We start from the raw sequence: 15694 nt of genomic DNA, 5'->3' as shown, positions 1-15694 counted from the left end.
GAACAGAAGGCACGACATGCGTTCCCATCATGTTGCGATCGTCGGCTCCGGTCCGTCGGGTTTCTTTGCCGCCGCATCCCTGCTCAAGGCCGCCGACGCGTCCGACGACCTCACTGTCGCGGTCGACATGCTCGAGATGCTGCCCACCCCGTGGGGCCTGGTGCGGTCCGGCGTCGCCCCCGACCACCCCAAGATCAAATCGATCAGCAAACAGTTCGAGAAGATCGCCGGTGATCCGCGTTTCCGTTTTTTCGGCAACGTGGTGGTCGGCGAGCACGTGCACGCCAGTGAGCTCGCCGAGCAGTACGACGCGGTGATCTACGCCGTCGGCGCGCAGTCGGACAAACCGTTGAACATCCCCGGCGAGGATCTGCCCGGCAGCATCTCCGCCGTCGACTTCGTCGGCTGGTACAACGCCCACCCGCATTTCGAGGAGAAGACACCGAACCTGTCCGGCGCCCGGGCCGTCGTGATCGGCAACGGCAACGTTGCGATCGACGTCGCCCGCATCCTGGTCACCGACCCCGACGTGCTGGGACAGACCGACATCGCCGACCACGCGCTGGAATCGCTGCGACCGCGCGGTGTGGAAGAGGTGGTCGTCATCGGGCGCCGCGGTCCGCTCCAGACGGCGTTCACCACGCTGGAGTTGCGCGAGTTGGGTGAGCTCGACGGGGTCGACGTGATCGTGGACCCCGCCCAGTTCGCCGACATCACCGACGAGGCCGCCGAGGCCGCAGGCAAGACGACCAAGCAGAACATCAAAGTGCTGCGGGACTACGCGCAGCGGGAGCCGCGACCGGGCCACCGGCGAATTGTGTTCCGCTTCTTGACATCTCCGATCGAGATCAAGGGCGACGAACGCGTCGAGCGAATCGTCCTGGGCCGCAACGAATTGGTCACCGACGACAACGGCTGGGTGTCGGCCAAGGACACCGGCGAGCGCGAGGAACTGCCGGTGCAACTGGTGGTGCGCTCGGTCGGCTACCGCGGCAAGCCGACGCCCGGTTTGCCGTTCGACGAAAAGCGGGGCACCATCCCGCACAGCGACGGCCGGATCGACGGCAGCCGCAACGAGTACGTCGTCGGCTGGATCAAGCGCGGCCCCACCGGGGTGATCGGGACCAACAAGTCCGACTCCCAGGACACCGTCGACACGGTGCTGGCCGACCTGGCCGAAGCCAGGGCTGCCGAACGGCCCGAGGACCATGCCGCCAAGCTCGCCGACTGGTTGCTCGAACGCCAACCGAAAGTGGTCACCTCAGCCCACTGGGATCTCATCGACCAGTTCGAGCGGTCGGCGGGCGAACCGCACGGGCGTCCGCGGGTGAAACTGGCCAACCTCGCCAAACTGCTGCACATCGGGCACGGCTGATCGCTATCCCACCAGCACTCCGGGGTTGAGGATCCCCGCCGGGTCCAGCGTGTGCTTCACCGCACGTAGCGCCGCGGCGAACGGGCCGGGACGTTGCCGGTCGTACCACGGCCGGTGATCGCGACCGACCGCGTGGTGGTGGGTGATGGTGCCTCCGGTGGCGCTGATCGCCTCGGACACAGCGGCTTTCATCTCGTCCCACTGCGCGTCCAGCGATCCCCACCGGCCGCCCGCATAGATGCCGTAGTACGGCGCCGGTCCGTCAGGGTAGACGTGGGTGAACCGGCAGGTCACCACTCCGGTGCCGCAGACCCGGCTGATCGCGGCCCGGGCGGCGTCGGTGACCGCGGCATGCAGAGCGTCGAATCCATCCCAGGTGCAGGCGGTTTCGAAGGTTTCAGCGATGACGCCGCGGCGTGCCATGGCGTCGCGTTGATACGGCATCCGCAAGAACGCCGAACGCCAGGACTCCGAGGCGTCGGCCGTCTCGCTGGACTTGTCGCCGTCGGAGTCGCGGCTCCGGCGCGAAATCACCGTGCCGCCGTATTCGGCGGCGATCTCCAGCGCCCGGGTGAGCCACGGGTCGATCGGGTGATCCGCGGATTCGAAAGCCAGCACCAGAAGCCCGCCGCTGACCGACGTGCCCGCGTTGAGGAACGCTTCGGCGGGATCTAGTAGCCGACAGTTCGCCGGGAAGAGCCCGGCTTGCGCGACTGACCGGGTCGCAGCGACGGCGCCGGCCCAGTGGTCGAACGCGACCGACGCGGTGACCTGCCAGCGGCGCCGGTTCTGCAACCGCATCCAGGCTTCGGTGATGACGCCGAGGGTGCCCTCGGAGCCGATGAACAGCCGGTCCGGGGACGGGCCCGCCCCGGACCCCGGTAGCCGCCGCGATTCGCTGATCCCGGTGGGGGTGACCACCCGCACCGATTCGGTGAGGTCGTCGATGTGGGTGTACAGCGTGGCGAAATGCCCGCCGGCGCGGGTGGCCAGCCAGCCGCCGAGGCTGGAGAAGGCGAACGACTGCGGAAAGTGCCGCAGCGTCAGATCGTGGCGGCGGAGTTGGTCTTCGATCCACGGGCCGAGCGCGCCGGCCTGGATTCGGGCGGCGCGGCTGACGGCGTCGACCTCGACCACGGCGCTCATCGCGCTGATATCGAGGGTGACGGCGGGCCCCTCGAAGCGCGGCTCGACGCCTCCCACCACCGAGCTGCCTCCGCCGTAGGGTATGACCGAAATCCCTTCCCGCCCACACCAATCCAGTACGTCGATCACGTCCTGCTCGCGTCGCGGCCGCACGATCAGATCGGGGACATGATCGATGGTGCCCTGCAGGTTGCGCGCCACGTCCCGAAACGCCTTGCCGCGCGCGTGGCCCACCCGGTCGATGAGATGCGCCGAACACAGCGCGCTCAACGTCGCGGGCGGGGTGATTCGGGGCCCGGGCAGCCCGAGCGCGGCCGGATCCGGCGGACGGTGGTCCGTCAGATCCTGTCCGGGCAGCATGGCCGCCATCCGGGCCACCAGGTCCTTGGTCTCCTGATCGGTGAGGGCCTGCTCGAGTGTGCCCCACCCCCACCACGAACGCATGCCGGACTCGTCAGCGCTTGAGCATGACGAAGGCACCGCCGCCGACCAGCAGCGCCAGCGCCAACGCGATACCCCAGCCGGCACCGAGCAGGTACCAGACGACGGCCACCACGCCGATCAGCGGCGACACCGCGAACAGGACGATCCCCGGGTTCTGCCTGATCACGGCCAGCGCACTCTTGGCCCGAATCGGATCGATCTCCTTGCCTGCCATCCGTTCAGAATGCCAGGTGGGCACGACATTGCAAGCGGAGTCATTCAGGTTCGTCGGCTCCGACCGGCGACCGCCGCGGCGATCCGCGTCGGAATGCCTGAAAACTGTTGGTACCGCTGGTGATTATGACCAAGGTCCCTACCGGTCCGAAAGTGTCAGCCGTAACGTCGTCATGGTGGACCTCGAAGTCGTCAGAAACGCAGTCCAGCTGGCCTGCCGGGCGCCGTCGGTGCACAATAGCCAACCCTGGCGATGGGTCGTCGAGGACGGGGCGGTCCACCTCTTCGCCGATCGCAACCGGACGGTGCCGGCCGCCGACCCTTCGGGCCGCCAAGCCCTCCTCAGCTGCGGCAGCGCACTTGACCATTTCCGCGTCGCGATGACCGCTGCGGGTTGGCGCACCGGCGTCGCCCGCTTTCCGAACCCGAACGACCCTGCGCATGTGGCGACGATGCATTTCAGTCCGCTCGATCACGTCACCCCGGCGCAGCACACCCGGGCGGCGGCAATTCTGCACCGCCGCACCGATCGGCTGCCCTTCGACGCCCCCAGAAACTGGGCCGATTTCGAACCGGTACTGCGCAGCGTTCTCGCCGACGACGCCGTTGCGCTCGACGTCCTGGCCGACCAGGACCGCGACCGCCTGGTGCAGGCGTCGCGGCTCAGCGCGGCACTTCGTCGCGACGACACCACGTATCACGCCGAACTCGATTGGTGGACTTCACAATTCACGCTTGCGCAGGGAATGCCGGCAACCGCCCTGCCGTCCGAGACCGAGCGCCGACGGGTCGATGTCGCGCGGGAATTTCCGGTCCGGGACCACCGGGACCGGCGTCCGGAGATCGCCGCCGACTGGTCGACGATTCTGATTCTGTCGACACCGCAGGACACGAGAGCCGATGTGCTGCAGTGCGGCGAAGTACTCTCGACGGTGCTATTGGAGTGCACCATGACCGGAATGGCGACCTGCACCTTGACCCACCTGATCGAATCGTCCCAGAGTCGCGCCATCGTGCGTGAACTGATCGGGGGGCGCGGCGAGCCGCAACTGCTCATCCGCGTCGGGGTATCCCCCATGATGGAGCCCCGACCGGCACCGACACCGCGCCGTCCGCTGGCTGCCGTCCTGGAAATCCGCCACTCGTCACCCGAAAGGCTGAGCCGATGACCGACGAGCCATTCACCATCCTGTCCGAGAGCGAAAGCTGGGACCTGCTGGGCACCGCCTCGCTCGGTCGGCTGGTGACCAACTTTGCCGGCGAGCCGGAAATCTTCCCCGTCAACTACGTGGCGCAGGACCGCACCGTGCTGTTCCGGACTGCCGAAGGCACCAAACTGTTCTCTGCGGTCGCCAATCGCACCGTGCTCTTCGAGGCCGACGACCACAACGTCGTCGAGGGCTGGAGCGTGATCGTGCGCGGTCGCGCCCAACTGTTGAAGTCCGAGGCCGACATCGAAAAAGCCGACCGCGCCGGGCTGTATCCGTGGACGGCAACGAACAAGCCCAATTACGTGCGGGTGACCCCGAGCGACGTCACCGGCCGCCGGTTCGAGTTCGGCCCGGAGCCCGACCGCAACGAGACGGCGTCATAGCGGTTCGGGTCCGCGCCTTTCACACGACCAGTGACAGCGGCCCGCGGCTGGGAGGATTCCTGCGGCGCTTGCTGATTGCCACCAGACGCGCCACCGCGGCTTCGATGCCGCGGGCCAGTTGGTCGACGTCGGCCACCACGTCGTAGTCGGCAAGGATTCCGAAGAACAGGTGGTCGGCGTAACTGAGCATCGCCACGCCGGTCCGCAGGTCCATGGCCAGGGGCGGGACGGGGTAGAGCCCGACGACGTTCCTGCCCATGACCCGAAGCGGCCGGGACGGTCCCGGTACGTTCGTCGCCACTGTCACCACGCCTCGTTGCGGCAACCGCATCAGTAATCCGACCGTCCACGCGCTTAGCGCAAAGGGAATACGATTTGCCAAGGACACGAACAGGTTTCCCGCCTGCCGCTGGCCGCTGGCCTTGGCCCGGCCCAACCGGTCATGCACGGTCCGCAGCCGCTGCACCGGATTCTCTTCGTCCACCGGCAGATTCGGCAGCATCAACGACACCCGGTTGTCGGTCTTGTCGAACGCGTCGGCCGACCGAACCGAAACCGGTACCAGCGTGCGCAGCGAATCGCGCACCGGCTTCAGACCGCGTTCGATCATGAGGTTGCGGTAGCTTTCGGTAATCGCCGCCAGCGCAACATCATTGACAGTCACGTCGAACGTCCGGCAAATCAGGTCGATGTCGGCCATGGCCACCCGCGCCCCGCTGTACCGGCGCAGATCCGACAGCGGTCCGTTGAGCGACGACGCAGCCGGCCTCAACAAGCCTGCCGCGATCTCACTCGCGCCCTGCACGGCGCGGACGATCCCCGCGGTCAGCGCGGCCGAGGTGTTCAACAATCCACCGATCAGTGTTGTCCTCGGGGCGGAAGGCTTTTCCCTCGCGCGGACGGCGCTGTGGGCGAAACTGTGGCCGCCCACGCCGTCATCACACAACCCGCTCAGCAGGTGCGTGGCCGCAATGCCGTCGGCCATGCAATGGTGCAGCTTGGTCAGCATCGCCCAGCGCTCGTCGGCGAGTCCCTCGATGACCCAGACCTCCCACAGCGGCCGATCGCGGTCCAGCCGCCGCGCCATCACATCGGCGATCAACCGAAACAGCTCCCGGTCGCCACCGGGATGCGGTAGCGCGACGCGCCGTATGTGCCGCTCGATGTCGAAGTCAGGATCCACCACCCACTCAGGTGCGCCGAGATCCAGCGGATGCAACCGCAGCCGTTGCCCGAACCGCGGACAACCGCGGATGCGTTCGCTGAACGACGAAAGCAATGCGTCCTGCTCGGGGGCCGGGCCTTCGATGAGCGCGAGACCTCCGATGGCCAGGCTCACCCGAGAATCAGCGTCCTCGGCCTTCAGAAACCCGGCGTCCAAGCTGCTCAGGTGCTCCATGATTATTACTATCCGCCGGTGCAGGCCGGGTGCAGCAGGGCCAAAGGTCCCACACCGCCGGGGCTTCGTGCCCTGCCCTGGCAGCGGCCGGCGGACGATCCTAAAACGATGACCACAGTCATCGATAGGAAGGGCTCGGCACCCATGAACGCCCAGTTCCCCGATGCCGACACGCTGCGGACGGTCCTCACTCTGGCCACCCGCGCACCGTCGATTCACAACACCCAGCCGTGGCGCTGGCGGGTGCGTGCCGCACGTCTGGAGCTGTTCTCCGAGCCGGAGATGCAGCTGGAGAACACCGACCCGGACGGGCGCGATCTGATCATCAGTTGCGGTGTCGCGCTGCATCACTGCGTGGTCGCGTTGGCGTCGATGGGTTGGCACGCGAAGGTGAGTCGGTTCCCCGATCCCGACAACTCGCGTCACCTGGCCACCCTCGAGGTGGTGCCGCAGCCTCCCGACCAGCCTGACATCGCACTGGCGGCGGCCATTCCGCGGCGGCGAACCGATCGCCGTGCCTACAGTTCCTGGCCGGTACCTGGCGGCGACGTCGCGCAGATGGCCGCCCGGGCTGCGCGCAGCGGAGTCATGCTGCGCCAGATCGACGCGCTGGACCGAATGAAAGAGATTGTGGGCAAGGCGGTTTCGGACCATGCCGGTAACGACGCCTACATGCGCGAGCTGACCACGTGGAGTGGCCGGTACGGCGCGGTGGCCGGTGTTCCGGCCCGCAGCGCTCCGCCGTCGGACCCCAGCTCCCCGATTCCTGGCCGCCTGTTCGCCGGACCTGGGCTGGCGCAACCGTCGGGCATCTCCCCCGCTGACGACAGCAGCACCATCCTGGCGCTGGGCACCGAGAACGACGACCGGTTGGCGCAACTGCGCGCCGGGGAAGCCACCAGCATCGTGTTGCTCACCGCCACCGCGATGGGTCTGGCGTGCTGCCCGATCACCGAACCGCTGGAGATCGCGGCGACCCGCGACGCGATCCGCGCCGACGTGTTCGGCGCCCGCGGCTACCCGCAGATGCTGCTGCGCGTCGGCTGGGCCCCGATCAACGCCGACCCGCTGCCGGCGACGCCTCGGCGCCGGTTGGCGCGCGTCGTCGACTGGCCCGAATAGTTATTGGAGCAACGGTGCCGACCAGCGCAGCAACGTGCCGCCGGTGGGCAGGTTCTCGACGAGAAACTCACCACCCGACTCCTCGGCCCGACGCTGCAGATTGATCAGACCGCTGCCGGTGTAGTCACCCGGCATGCCGCGGCCGTTGTCGCTGACCTCGATGCACAGGTCGTCGTCGACGCGCACCCGCACTGTCAGGGTGGTGGCCTGCGAGTGGCGCGCGGCGTTGCTCACCGCTTCCCGGACCACCGCCTCGGCGTGCTCGGCCAATGCGCTGTCCACGACGGACAGCGGGCCGACATATTGCACAGAGGTACGCAATCCGGCTGCGGCGAATTGGCTGACGGCGGCGTCGATTCGCTGCCGCAACCGAGTGATGCCCTGCGAGGCGCCGTGTAGATCGAAGATGGTGGTCCGGATCTCCTGGATCACCGCCTGCAGATCGTCGACCGCCTCGGAGAGCCGTTGCCGCACTTCGGGTTCCATGGTCCGGGGCACGGTCCCCTGTAGGGACAGCCCGACCGCGAACAACCGCTGGATCACGTGGTCATGCAGGTCGCGCGCGATGCGGTCGCGGTCGGTCAGGATGTCGAGTTCGCGCATGCGGCGCTGCGAGGTGGCCAATTGCAGGGCCAGTGCGGCCTGATCGGCGAACGCGGCCATCATTTCGAGTTGGTCGTCGGTGAAGGATTGCGTTGCACCCTGACGCAACACCACGACGACGCCGGCGACGGTGTCGGCGGCGCGCAGCGGCAGCAGCAGCGCTGGTCCTGCGGCGAGCGGCCCCGCTGCGCCGTCCAGGTCCAGCCGGGCGATCTGTCGCGGCGTGCCGTTGACGAATACCTCGCCCAACGCGGTGCCCGCCACCGGAATGGTCTGTCCGGCAATGGTTTCGACCGTGCTACCGACCGTCTCGATCACCAGCAACTCCGAGACGTCGGCGGCCGTTGCGCTGCTGTCGAGCGGCACCGCGACCAGCGCGGCGTCGGCTGCAGTCAGGCTGATCGCCTCCTCGCCGACCAGCCGGAACACCGTGGCAGGTTCGGTGCCGGACAGCAACTCGGTGGCGATGTCGCGGGTCGCCGCGATCCACGACTGGCGCGCCTTGGCCTGTTGGTACAGCCGTGCGTTGGCGATGGCGATACCGGCGGCGGCGGCCAGCGCCTGCACCAGGACCTCGTCGTCTTCGCTGAACGGTTGTCCGTTCGTCTTGTCGGTCAGATACAGCGTTCCGAATGAGATGTCGCGCACCCGGACCGGTACCCCGAGGAACGTCCGCATCGGCGGGTGGTGCTCGGGGAATCCAACCGAGGCCGGATGTCGCGAAAGGTCGTCCAGCCGTAGCGCTTTGGGTTCGTCGATGAGTAGCCCGATGACACCGAGCCCCTCGGGCAGGTGGCCGATCCGCTTGACAGTTTCCGGATCGATGCCTTCGTGGACGAAGTTCAGGACCCGGTTGTCCCGATCGTGCACCTCGAGCGCGCCGTAGCGGGCGTCGACGAGATTGGTCGCCGAGCGCACGATCCTGCGCAACGTTTCGTTGAGCTCGAGACCCGAGGTGACCACCAACATCGCCTCGAGCAGACCGTCGAGCCGGTCGCGGCCCTCGACGATCTGCTCGACCCGGTCCTGCACCTCGACCAGCAGCTCGCGCAGCCGCAGCTGGGACAACGTCTGCCGGAACGGGTGCAGGCTCGGCTCGTCCTGGTTCATCGTCCGTCACCGGGTAACCGCGAGCGCTTCAATTCCGTTGCGAACACGGCGGCTTGGGTGCGCCGTTCCATGCCGAGCTTGGCCAGCAACCGGGAGACGTAGTTCTTCACCGTCTTCTCGGCGAGGAACATCCGGTCCGCGATCTGTCTGTTGGTCAGACCCTCGCTGAGCAGGCCCAGCAGCGTGCGTTCCTGGTCGGTGAGGCCCGACAACGGGTCAGGCTTCTCGGTGGCGTCCCGCAGTTTGGACATCAGGGCCGCGGCCGCTCGATTGTCGAGCAATGACCGGCCCGCACCCACCTCCTTGACGGCGTGGGCCAGCTCCATGCCTTTGATGTCTTTGACCACGTACCCGCTGGCGCCGGCCAGGATCGCATCCAGCATCGCCTCGTCAGAGGTGTAGGAGGTCAGGATCAGGCATCGCAATTCGGGCATGCGGGACAACAGATCTCGGCACAGTTCGATGCCGTTGCCGTCGGGCAACCGGACATCGAGGACCGCCACGTCGGGGTTGGCCGCCGGTATCCGTGACATCGCCTCGGCCACCGAGCCGGCTTCGCCGACGACGTCGAGTTCGGGGTCAGCGCCGAGCAAGTCGATGAGACCGCGCCGCACCACCTCGTGGTCGTCGACCAGGAAGACTCTTACCAACGCGCCCCTCCGAATTCGGTCCCTACAAGTTGCTGCACCGCACGGTCAGCACCGAGGATCCCGCGTTGTAGACACTGCACACCTGCGCGGTATGCGCGTCGGTGACGAACAGCTGCCCCGGTCCGGCGTAGTCGGCCAGGTAGCGGCAGGAATGGCCGGGCACCACCGCCGACTCGACCCGGACATCGGGATACAACCGCGTCCACCTGCTCAAGCGGCGGTCCAATTGTGCCTGCTGTAAACCGTTCTGATCAGTGGTGCGCTTCGCCTGCACCGAAACGGCACGCAACGGGACTTCCCGCAGCCGGGCCTCCCGGAACGCGTGTCGCAGCACCGAACCATTCTCCACCTCCACGACCACCCGGCTGATCTCGGGGGTTGTGCTGCCGTCGGGCCTGCGGTGGATCACTGCCACGGGGCACAGCGACGATCCCGCCAGGGCGCCCGCGACCGATCCCTGGCCGCTACGGGCATGGGCGAGGCCGATCGAGCCGACACAGATCAGCGCGGCCGACCTGGACTCCTGCATCAACTTGTTGAGCGGTTTACCCCATCGGATGTCGGTTTCGACGGTGACGTCGCTGCCGGTTGCTCTGATCGCCCGGAAGGCGTCGTACAGCGCGGCGCGCGCGGCCGCCCGGCACCTTTCGATCCCGGCGCTCTGCAACGCATCGATGACGTAGATCAGTCGCAGCGGAACATCACGCTCAATGGCTTCATCGGTGGCCCACACCGCCGCGTGCAACGCGGCCTTCGATCCGTCGATACCGACGACGATTGCAGGACCAGGCTCGCGGCCGCTCATCGTGGTCTCCTCCTTCGGTCTTTCCGGCTAATCCGAACGTTAGGAGCGGGCCGGATCGATTCCCAGAGGAGTTGGTCCCCGGATCCGGGCCATTAGTCCCTAGCCACCAGGTGAGCGCGCAAATACCATTGCCAGCGCCCGGCGATACAGCCCATCGCCCAGACAGGAGATCCTGCAAATGGCTGTTCAAGAGGTATCGTCCACGCCGAATCCCGCTCAGCCGTCCGCCCAGCCGCTAGTGGGTAAGGGCTGGGTCCAGGGGGTTGCCCTGGTGATGATCTTCGGTTTCCTGGTCATGGGCATCCTGGCCTACCGGACCTACACGGCGGCCATGCCGATGCCGGACAAGGTGGTCAGCGAAACCGGACAAACACTGTTCACCAGCGACGACATCACCAAGGGCCAAGAGCTCTTTCAGGCCCGCGGGCTGATGCAGTACGGGTCGGTGCTGGGTCACGGCGCCTATCTGGGACCCGACTACACCGCCGAATACCTGCGCATGGCGACCGACGACGTCGCCGACCAATTTCGCGCCGAAGGCGTCGCAGATCCGCGCCAACGAGTTGTCACCGAATTCCGCACCAACCGCTACAACCCCGACACCAAGACGCTGTCCTTCACCGCTCACCAGGCCGCGGCCTTCGACCACCTGCAAAATCATTACGCAGCCTATTTCGGTGAGAACTCCACCAAATACGGGTTGTTGCCGCACCTGATCACCGACAAGACGCAGATTCGTCAGTTGACGGCGTTCTTCGCCTGGACCGCTTGGGCAGCCGCGGCCGAACGGCCCGGGCACAAATACACCTACACCAACAACTGGCCGGCCGAGCAGCGCGTCGACAACGGTCCTACCGCGGCGGTCATCGTGTGGTCGGCGCTGTCGCTGATCGCGCTGCTGGGCGGTATCGGCATCATGTTCGCCGTCTACGGCCGCTGGAGCCAGAAGGTCGGTTGGCACGGCGCTGAGACCTCTACGCTGTCTTTCCGGCAACCCGGTGAGGTGGGCCTGACGCCGGCCCAACGAGCCACCATCTGGTTCTTCGCGGTCGTTTCGGTGCTCTTCTTGGCCCAGGCGCTGCTGGGTGCGGCGGCCGAGCACTACCGCGCCGACCTGTCGACGTTCTTCGGCTTTGATCTGGCCCGGATACTGCCCTACAACCTGGCCCGCACCTGGCATCTGCAGTTGGCCCTGTTCTGGACGGCGGCAGCGTTCCTGGCGGGCGGTATCTTCCTGGTGCCGTTCATCGCGCGTCGCGAGCCGAAACGTCAAGCGCTGCTTGCCTACATCCTGCTGGGCGCGGTCGCGCTGGTGGTGTTCGGCTCACTGACCTGCGAAGCCCTGTCCATTTACGGTGTCATCCCCGAAGGCGGGCTGTTCTCCCAGCAGTGGGAGTATCTCGACCTGCCGCGGTTGTGGCAGATCCTGCTCGTCGTCGGGTTGTTCGTGTGGATCGCGATCATCTGGCGCGGCATCCGCGCCCGACTCAAGGGTGAGTCGAAGATGAACATGCCGTGGCTGTTCTTCTTCTCCGGCTTGGCGATTCCGGCGTTCTACGCCGTCGGCCTGCTGGCCACCAGCGACACCCACTACACCGTCGCCGACTTCTGGCGGTTCTGGGTGGTGCACCTGTGGGTCGAAGACTTCCTGGAGTTGTTCACCACCGTGATGGTGGCGTACATGTTCGTGCTGCTGGGTGTGGTGCGGGAACGCATCGCGCTCGGGGTGATCTTCCTCGACGTCATCCTGTACTCGGCCGGCGGCGTCATCGGCACCATGCATCACCTGTATTTCTCCGGAACGCCAGTGGAACACATGGCACTTGGGGCGTTCTTCTCCGCCGCGGAGGTCATCCCGTTGACATTCCTCACCGTGGAGGCGTGGGCGTTCCTGCAACTCGGCGCACGCCAGCAATCCGGTGACGCCAACCCGTTCCCGCACCGCTGGGCGGTGATGTTCCTGGTGGCCGTGGGATTTTGGAACTTCTTGGGAGCCGGTATCTTCGGGTTCCTGATCAACCTGCCGGTGGTGTCCTACTACCAGATCGGCACGGCGCTGACGGCCAATCACGGTCACGCCGCGATGATGGGTGTCTACGGGATGCTCGCCGTCGGACTGGCGATGTTCGCGTTCCGCTATGTGATCCCGGCCGACAAGTGGCCGGAGAAGTTGGCCCGAATCTCGTTCTGGTGCATGAACATCGGACTCGCCTGGATGGTGTTCGTCACACTGCTGCCATTGGGCGTGATGCAGCTGTACCACTCCGTCAACGACGGCTACTTCGAGGCGCGCACCCTGGGTTACATCACCAAACCGGGCAACGCGGTACTCGAATGGCTGCGGATGCCCGGTGACATCATCCTGATTGGCGGTGGCATATTGCCGTTCGTCTGGATGGCCTTGCTGGCGCTGCGCAACTTCCGGTCCGGCACAACGGTGGACGAGCTGCCCGAACATGCGCTGTACACCGAGAACACCGCGGTGGAGCCGACAACGGCGAAGGACTGAGAGATGGCCGCGCCCGCGACGTCGGTATGGCTGATCGCCGGCTATTCGCTGCTGCTGCTGGCCATCGGGTGGTGTTTCGACCTGATGGCACGGCATGCCTCAGCACGCGCAGCGGCTTGGCGCAGCGGGCAATTCAGTTACCGGCCCGACCATGACGCCTGGGTGTGCCCGCGGGATCACTGGCTGTGGCCGACCTCGTTCGATCCCAAGCACCGGGTGATGCGCTACCGGGCACTGCCCTTCGTGTGCAACAGCTGCCCGGTCAAGTCCACCTGCACCACGTCGAACCACGGACGCGAGATCAGCCGTGAGGTCGATCCGTGGCCGCATTCGGAAGCCGGCCGTTTTCACCGCGGGATCGCTTGCAGCGTAGCGGCTTTCGGTATTGTGCTACCGCTGGCGATGATGGTCACCAACCACACGCCGGCTGATGTCCTGGTGTTGGCGGGCACCATCACGGTGATCACACTGCTCGGGCTGCCGCTTGCCCGGCACCTGTGGAACACCCCGGCCAACGCGCCGGACCACCTACCACACCGGACCGCGATCGAGGACCAGGTGGCTGCCGCGGTCGACCGCTACTCCACCCGCTGGGGAGGATGGGAAGGCAAGGAGAACAAGACATGACCGGTTTGGTGATCGGTGTGGTCGTCCTCGGGATCGTGTTGCTCGTCGGACTCGCCGTGGTCTCGCTGTCGGTGCTACGGGAGTACGAGCGCGGGGTGGTGTTCCGGATGGGTCACATCCGTCCGCTGTACCAGCCGGGACTGCGGTTCCTGATCCCGTTGGTGGACCGAATGGTTCGCGTCGACCAGCGCCTGGTGACGCTCACCATCCCGCCGCAGGAGGTGATCACCCGCGACAACGTGCCGGCCCGCGTCAACGCGGTGGTCATGTTCTCGGTCACCGAACCGCTGAAAGCGATTCTGGCCGTGGAGAACTACGCGATGGCCACCTCCCAGATCGCCCAGACCACCTTGCGTTCGCTGCTGGGCCGCGTCGACCTGGACACGCTGCTGGCTCACCGCGAGGACCTGAACAGCGACCTGCGCACCATCATCGAGAAGATGACCGAACCCTGGGGTGTGCAGGTGCGCGTAGTGGAGATCAAGGACGTCGAGATTCCCGAGTCGATGCAGCGGGCGATGGCCCGCGAGGCCGAGGCAGAGCGTGAGCGCCGCGCGAAGGTGATCAATGCCCGCGGCGAACTGCAGGCGTCCGAGGAGTTGCGCCAGGCCGCCGAGACGCTCTCGAAGAGTCCGGCGTCGCTGCAACTGCGTTATCTGCAAACACTTTTGGAGCTGGGTGCCGATCAGAACTCCACCGTGGTCTTCCCGCTGCCCGTCGACATCATCACGCCGTTCCTGCGCAACCCGGACGCGCTGCGCGGCGCGCTGGATGCCGTGAATCACCACGGTTGACGGGTCAATTCACGGCAGCGTTCACCAGTACCACCCGCCCACACACTGGGCAATGCTACGGCCGCAGCCACGGGCGGACCAGCGTCGATGCACTACTCGCCCGGCAGCTGCTCTGGTGGCGCGAAGTTCCAGTTATCCGGATTTTTGGGCGAATACACGACCGGAAACTGCTGTCCTATCGTCGGCCACTGATCGGCGTCGACGACCATTTGCCGGTAGACCGGATGCTCGTTGACGGTCGGCCCGTTCATGACGCCGGAGATGGTGACCAACTGCTCACCGGCTTCCTCTGACCGTGGGCTGACCCCGGTCACAAGCAGGGTGCCGCTGGCCAGTGCGCCGCGTGGCCCGGGCTTGATGAACCGGGGCACGATGAACATCGCCAGCACCGCCAGCAGCATGATCAACGCCAGGAATTGCCACATACCGCCATGGTAGGACTGCAGGAATGAGCGACGATCTGCAGTTCGCGCTGGATCTGGCCGACCGGGCCGATACGGTGACGCGCGCCCGGTTCGGTGCGCTCGACCTCCGCATCGACACCAAACCCGACCTGACCCCGGTGACCGACGCCGACCGCACCGTCGAAGCCGAGCTGCGTGAGGCAATTGCGGTCGGTCGTCGCGGCGACGACGTGCTCGGCGAGGAATTCGGCGGGACGGCCGCTTTCAGCGGACGACAGTGGATCATCGATCCGATCGACGGCACCAAGAATTTCGTGCGCGGAGTCCCCGTCTGGGCCAGCCTGATCGCGCTGTTGGTCGACGGTGTCCCGGTCGTCGGTGTGGTGAGCGCACCCGCATTGCAGCGGCGGTGGTGGGCGGCGAGCGGCGCCGGCGCATTCGCGTCGGCCAACGGGGCGGCCCCGCGCCGACTGTCGGTTTCGGCTGTCGCGGAACTGGATTCGGCGAGTCTGTCGTTCTCCAGCCTGTCCGGATGGGCGGATCGCGGCCTGCGTGAACACTTCATCGCGCTGACCGACACCGTCTGGCGGGTACGTGCCTACGGCGACTTTCTGTCGTACTGCCTGCTGGCGGAGGGGGCCGTCGACATCGCGGCCGAACCAGAGGTATCGGTGTGGGACCTGGCCGCGCTGGACATTGTGGTGCGCGAGGCCGGCGGCCGGTTCACCAGCCTGGACGGCACCGCGGGACCGCACGGCGGCAGCGCGGTCGCGACCAACGGCCTGCTGCATGACCGGGTGCTGAACAGCCTGCGCAGCCTGTGAACTAACTAACACGGGCCTATCTATCTTACTCTGGAGTAAGATACGGTTATTCGCAACGCCCCAACGACAGAGGCT

15 protein-coding genes are annotated in these 15694 nt (G+C 66.5%); 8 read left to right on the top strand and 7 right to left on the bottom strand.

Annotation, left to right across the window (positions count from 1 at the left end; translation table 11 throughout):
- Nucleotides 1-16: 16 nt before the first annotated feature.
- Nucleotides 17-1375 carry an FAD-dependent oxidoreductase gene (locus tag ACZYZ9_RS18095; RefSeq protein ID WP_463827645.1) on the top strand — a complete coding sequence of 453 codons (1359 nt, stop codon included), beginning with the start codon at nucleotides 17-19 and terminating at the stop codon, nucleotides 1373-1375.
- Between the two features lie 3 nt (nucleotides 1376-1378).
- On the opposite strand, the gene ACZYZ9_RS18090 is transcribed toward ACZYZ9_RS18095, so the two are convergent.
- Together ACZYZ9_RS18090 and ACZYZ9_RS18085 are read right to left on the bottom strand one after the other, a co-directional pair.
- Nucleotides 1379-2965: an FAD-binding oxidoreductase gene (locus ACZYZ9_RS18090; RefSeq protein WP_463827644.1), complete on the bottom strand. Its 1587-nt coding sequence runs from the start codon at nucleotides 2963-2965 to the stop codon at nucleotides 1379-1381.
- 10 nt (nucleotides 2966-2975) lie between these two features.
- Nucleotides 2976-3179 (bottom strand): hypothetical protein, encoded by a 204-nt coding sequence (locus tag ACZYZ9_RS18085; protein WP_463827643.1) that lies wholly within the window; start codon nucleotides 3177-3179, stop codon nucleotides 2976-2978.
- Nucleotides 3180-3351: 172 nt separating this feature from the next.
- On the opposite strand from ACZYZ9_RS18085, the gene ACZYZ9_RS18080 reads away from it, so the two are divergent.
- Both ACZYZ9_RS18080 and ACZYZ9_RS18075 read left to right on the top strand, forming a co-directional pair.
- Nucleotides 3352-4347, top strand: coding sequence for an Acg family FMN-binding oxidoreductase (locus tag ACZYZ9_RS18080; RefSeq protein ID WP_463827642.1), 996 nt, complete (start codon nucleotides 3352-3354; stop codon nucleotides 4345-4347).
- Nucleotides 4344-4772, top strand: a complete 429-nt coding sequence (locus tag ACZYZ9_RS18075) for a pyridoxamine 5'-phosphate oxidase family protein (RefSeq protein WP_463827641.1) — start codon at nucleotides 4344-4346, stop codon at nucleotides 4770-4772. Before ACZYZ9_RS18080 ends, ACZYZ9_RS18075 begins: the two co-directional genes overlap by 4 nt.
- A 19-nt stretch (nucleotides 4773-4791) precedes the next feature.
- Here ACZYZ9_RS18075 and ACZYZ9_RS18070 read toward each other — a convergent pair whose 3' ends face one another.
- Nucleotides 4792-6171: a WS/DGAT/MGAT family O-acyltransferase gene (locus ACZYZ9_RS18070; RefSeq protein ID WP_463827640.1), complete on the bottom strand. Its 1380-nt coding sequence runs from the start codon at nucleotides 6169-6171 to the stop codon at nucleotides 4792-4794.
- A 144-nt stretch (nucleotides 6172-6315) separates the two neighbouring features.
- Between ACZYZ9_RS18070 and ACZYZ9_RS18065 the strand changes: the two genes are divergently transcribed.
- Nucleotides 6316-7293: an Acg family FMN-binding oxidoreductase gene (locus ACZYZ9_RS18065; protein ID WP_463827787.1), complete on the top strand. Its 978-nt coding sequence runs from the start codon at nucleotides 6316-6318 to the stop codon at nucleotides 7291-7293.
- Here the strand turns inward: ACZYZ9_RS18065 and ACZYZ9_RS18060 are convergent, their stop codons facing one another.
- Genes ACZYZ9_RS18060 through ACZYZ9_RS18050 form a run of 3 tightly spaced genes read right to left on the bottom strand, consistent with a single transcriptional unit; the run spans nucleotide 7294 to nucleotide 10461 of the window.
- Entirely contained in the window at nucleotides 7294-9006 is a 1713-nt protein-coding gene (locus ACZYZ9_RS18060; protein WP_463827639.1) for a GAF domain-containing sensor histidine kinase, read from the bottom strand.
- Entirely contained in the window at nucleotides 9003-9656 is a 654-nt protein-coding gene (gene dosR, locus ACZYZ9_RS18055) for a hypoxia response regulator transcription factor DosR/DevR (RefSeq protein WP_463827638.1), read from the bottom strand. The genes ACZYZ9_RS18060 and dosR overlap by 4 nt, the downstream gene beginning before the upstream one ends.
- A gap of 22 nt (nucleotides 9657-9678) precedes the next feature.
- Complete coding sequence (locus ACZYZ9_RS18050) at nucleotides 9679-10461, bottom strand: universal stress protein (protein ID WP_463827637.1); 783 nt, start codon at nucleotides 10459-10461, stop codon at nucleotides 9679-9681.
- 178 nt (nucleotides 10462-10639) lie between these two features.
- On the opposite strand from ACZYZ9_RS18050, the gene ACZYZ9_RS18045 reads away from it, so the two are divergent.
- The 3 genes from ACZYZ9_RS18045 to ACZYZ9_RS18035 are packed head-to-tail and all read left to right on the top strand — an operon-like array spanning nucleotide 10640 to nucleotide 14391.
- A complete protein-coding gene (locus tag ACZYZ9_RS18045) occupies nucleotides 10640-12970 on the top strand; it encodes a nitric-oxide reductase large subunit (protein WP_463827636.1) in 2331 nt (776 codons plus the stop codon).
- Nucleotides 12971-12973: 3 nt separating this feature from the next.
- Nucleotides 12974-13597: a hypothetical protein gene (locus ACZYZ9_RS18040; RefSeq protein WP_463827635.1), complete on the top strand. Its 624-nt coding sequence runs from the start codon at nucleotides 12974-12976 to the stop codon at nucleotides 13595-13597.
- Complete coding sequence (locus ACZYZ9_RS18035; protein WP_463827634.1) at nucleotides 13594-14391, top strand: slipin family protein; 798 nt, start codon at nucleotides 13594-13596, stop codon at nucleotides 14389-14391. Before ACZYZ9_RS18040 ends, ACZYZ9_RS18035 begins: the two co-directional genes overlap by 4 nt.
- A 92-nt stretch (nucleotides 14392-14483) precedes the next feature.
- On the opposite strand, the gene ACZYZ9_RS18030 is transcribed toward ACZYZ9_RS18035, so the two are convergent.
- Nucleotides 14484-14816, bottom strand: a complete 333-nt coding sequence (locus ACZYZ9_RS18030; protein ID WP_463827633.1) for a hypothetical protein — start codon at nucleotides 14814-14816, stop codon at nucleotides 14484-14486.
- 23 nt (nucleotides 14817-14839) lie between these two features.
- Here ACZYZ9_RS18030 and hisN point away from each other — a divergent pair, with 23 nt between their 5' ends.
- Nucleotides 14840-15619 carry a histidinol-phosphatase gene (gene hisN, locus ACZYZ9_RS18025; protein WP_463827632.1) on the top strand — a complete coding sequence of 260 codons (780 nt, stop codon included), beginning with the start codon at nucleotides 14840-14842 and terminating at the stop codon, nucleotides 15617-15619.
- Nucleotides 15620-15694: the final 75 nt, after the last annotated feature.

It is taken from the genome of Mycobacterium sp. IDUB_28 (assembly GCF_055419285.1).
Note: the sequence above shows the minus strand (reverse complement) of the source record. Positions and strands in the feature narration are given on the sequence as shown.

What these genes read in the sequence shown, in the direction of transcription:
- ACZYZ9_RS18095 (WP_463827645.1), top strand. Translation starts at nt 17, where the DNA reads ATGCGTTCCCATCATGTTGCGATCGTCGGCTCCGGTCCGTCGGGTTTC.
- ACZYZ9_RS18090 (WP_463827644.1), bottom strand. Translation starts at nt 2,965, where the DNA reads ATGCGTTCGTGGTGGGGGTGGGGCACACTCGAGCAGGCCCTCACCGAT.
- ACZYZ9_RS18085 (WP_463827643.1), bottom strand. Translation starts at nt 3,179, where the DNA reads ATGGCAGGCAAGGAGATCGATCCGATTCGGGCCAAGAGTGCGCTGGCC.
- ACZYZ9_RS18080 (WP_463827642.1), top strand. Translation starts at nt 3,352, where the DNA reads ATGGTGGACCTCGAAGTCGTCAGAAACGCAGTCCAGCTGGCCTGCCGG.
- ACZYZ9_RS18075 (WP_463827641.1), top strand. Translation starts at nt 4,344, where the DNA reads ATGACCGACGAGCCATTCACCATCCTGTCCGAGAGCGAAAGCTGGGAC.
- ACZYZ9_RS18070 (WP_463827640.1), bottom strand. Translation starts at nt 6,171, where the DNA reads ATGGAGCACCTGAGCAGCTTGGACGCCGGGTTTCTGAAGGCCGAGGAC.
- ACZYZ9_RS18065 (WP_463827787.1), top strand. Translation starts at nt 6,316, where the DNA reads ATGAACGCCCAGTTCCCCGATGCCGACACGCTGCGGACGGTCCTCACT.
- ACZYZ9_RS18060 (WP_463827639.1), bottom strand. Translation starts at nt 9,006, where the DNA reads ATGAACCAGGACGAGCCGAGCCTGCACCCGTTCCGGCAGACGTTGTCC.
- ACZYZ9_RS18050 (WP_463827637.1), bottom strand. Translation starts at nt 10,461, where the DNA reads ATGAGCGGCCGCGAGCCTGGTCCTGCAATCGTCGTCGGTATCGACGGA.
- ACZYZ9_RS18045 (WP_463827636.1), top strand. Translation starts at nt 10,640, where the DNA reads ATGGCTGTTCAAGAGGTATCGTCCACGCCGAATCCCGCTCAGCCGTCC.
- ACZYZ9_RS18040 (WP_463827635.1), top strand. Translation starts at nt 12,974, where the DNA reads ATGGCCGCGCCCGCGACGTCGGTATGGCTGATCGCCGGCTATTCGCTG.
- ACZYZ9_RS18035 (WP_463827634.1), top strand. Translation starts at nt 13,594, where the DNA reads ATGACCGGTTTGGTGATCGGTGTGGTCGTCCTCGGGATCGTGTTGCTC.
- ACZYZ9_RS18030 (WP_463827633.1), bottom strand. Translation starts at nt 14,816, where the DNA reads ATGTGGCAATTCCTGGCGTTGATCATGCTGCTGGCGGTGCTGGCGATG.
- hisN (WP_463827632.1), top strand. Translation starts at nt 14,840, where the DNA reads ATGAGCGACGATCTGCAGTTCGCGCTGGATCTGGCCGACCGGGCCGAT.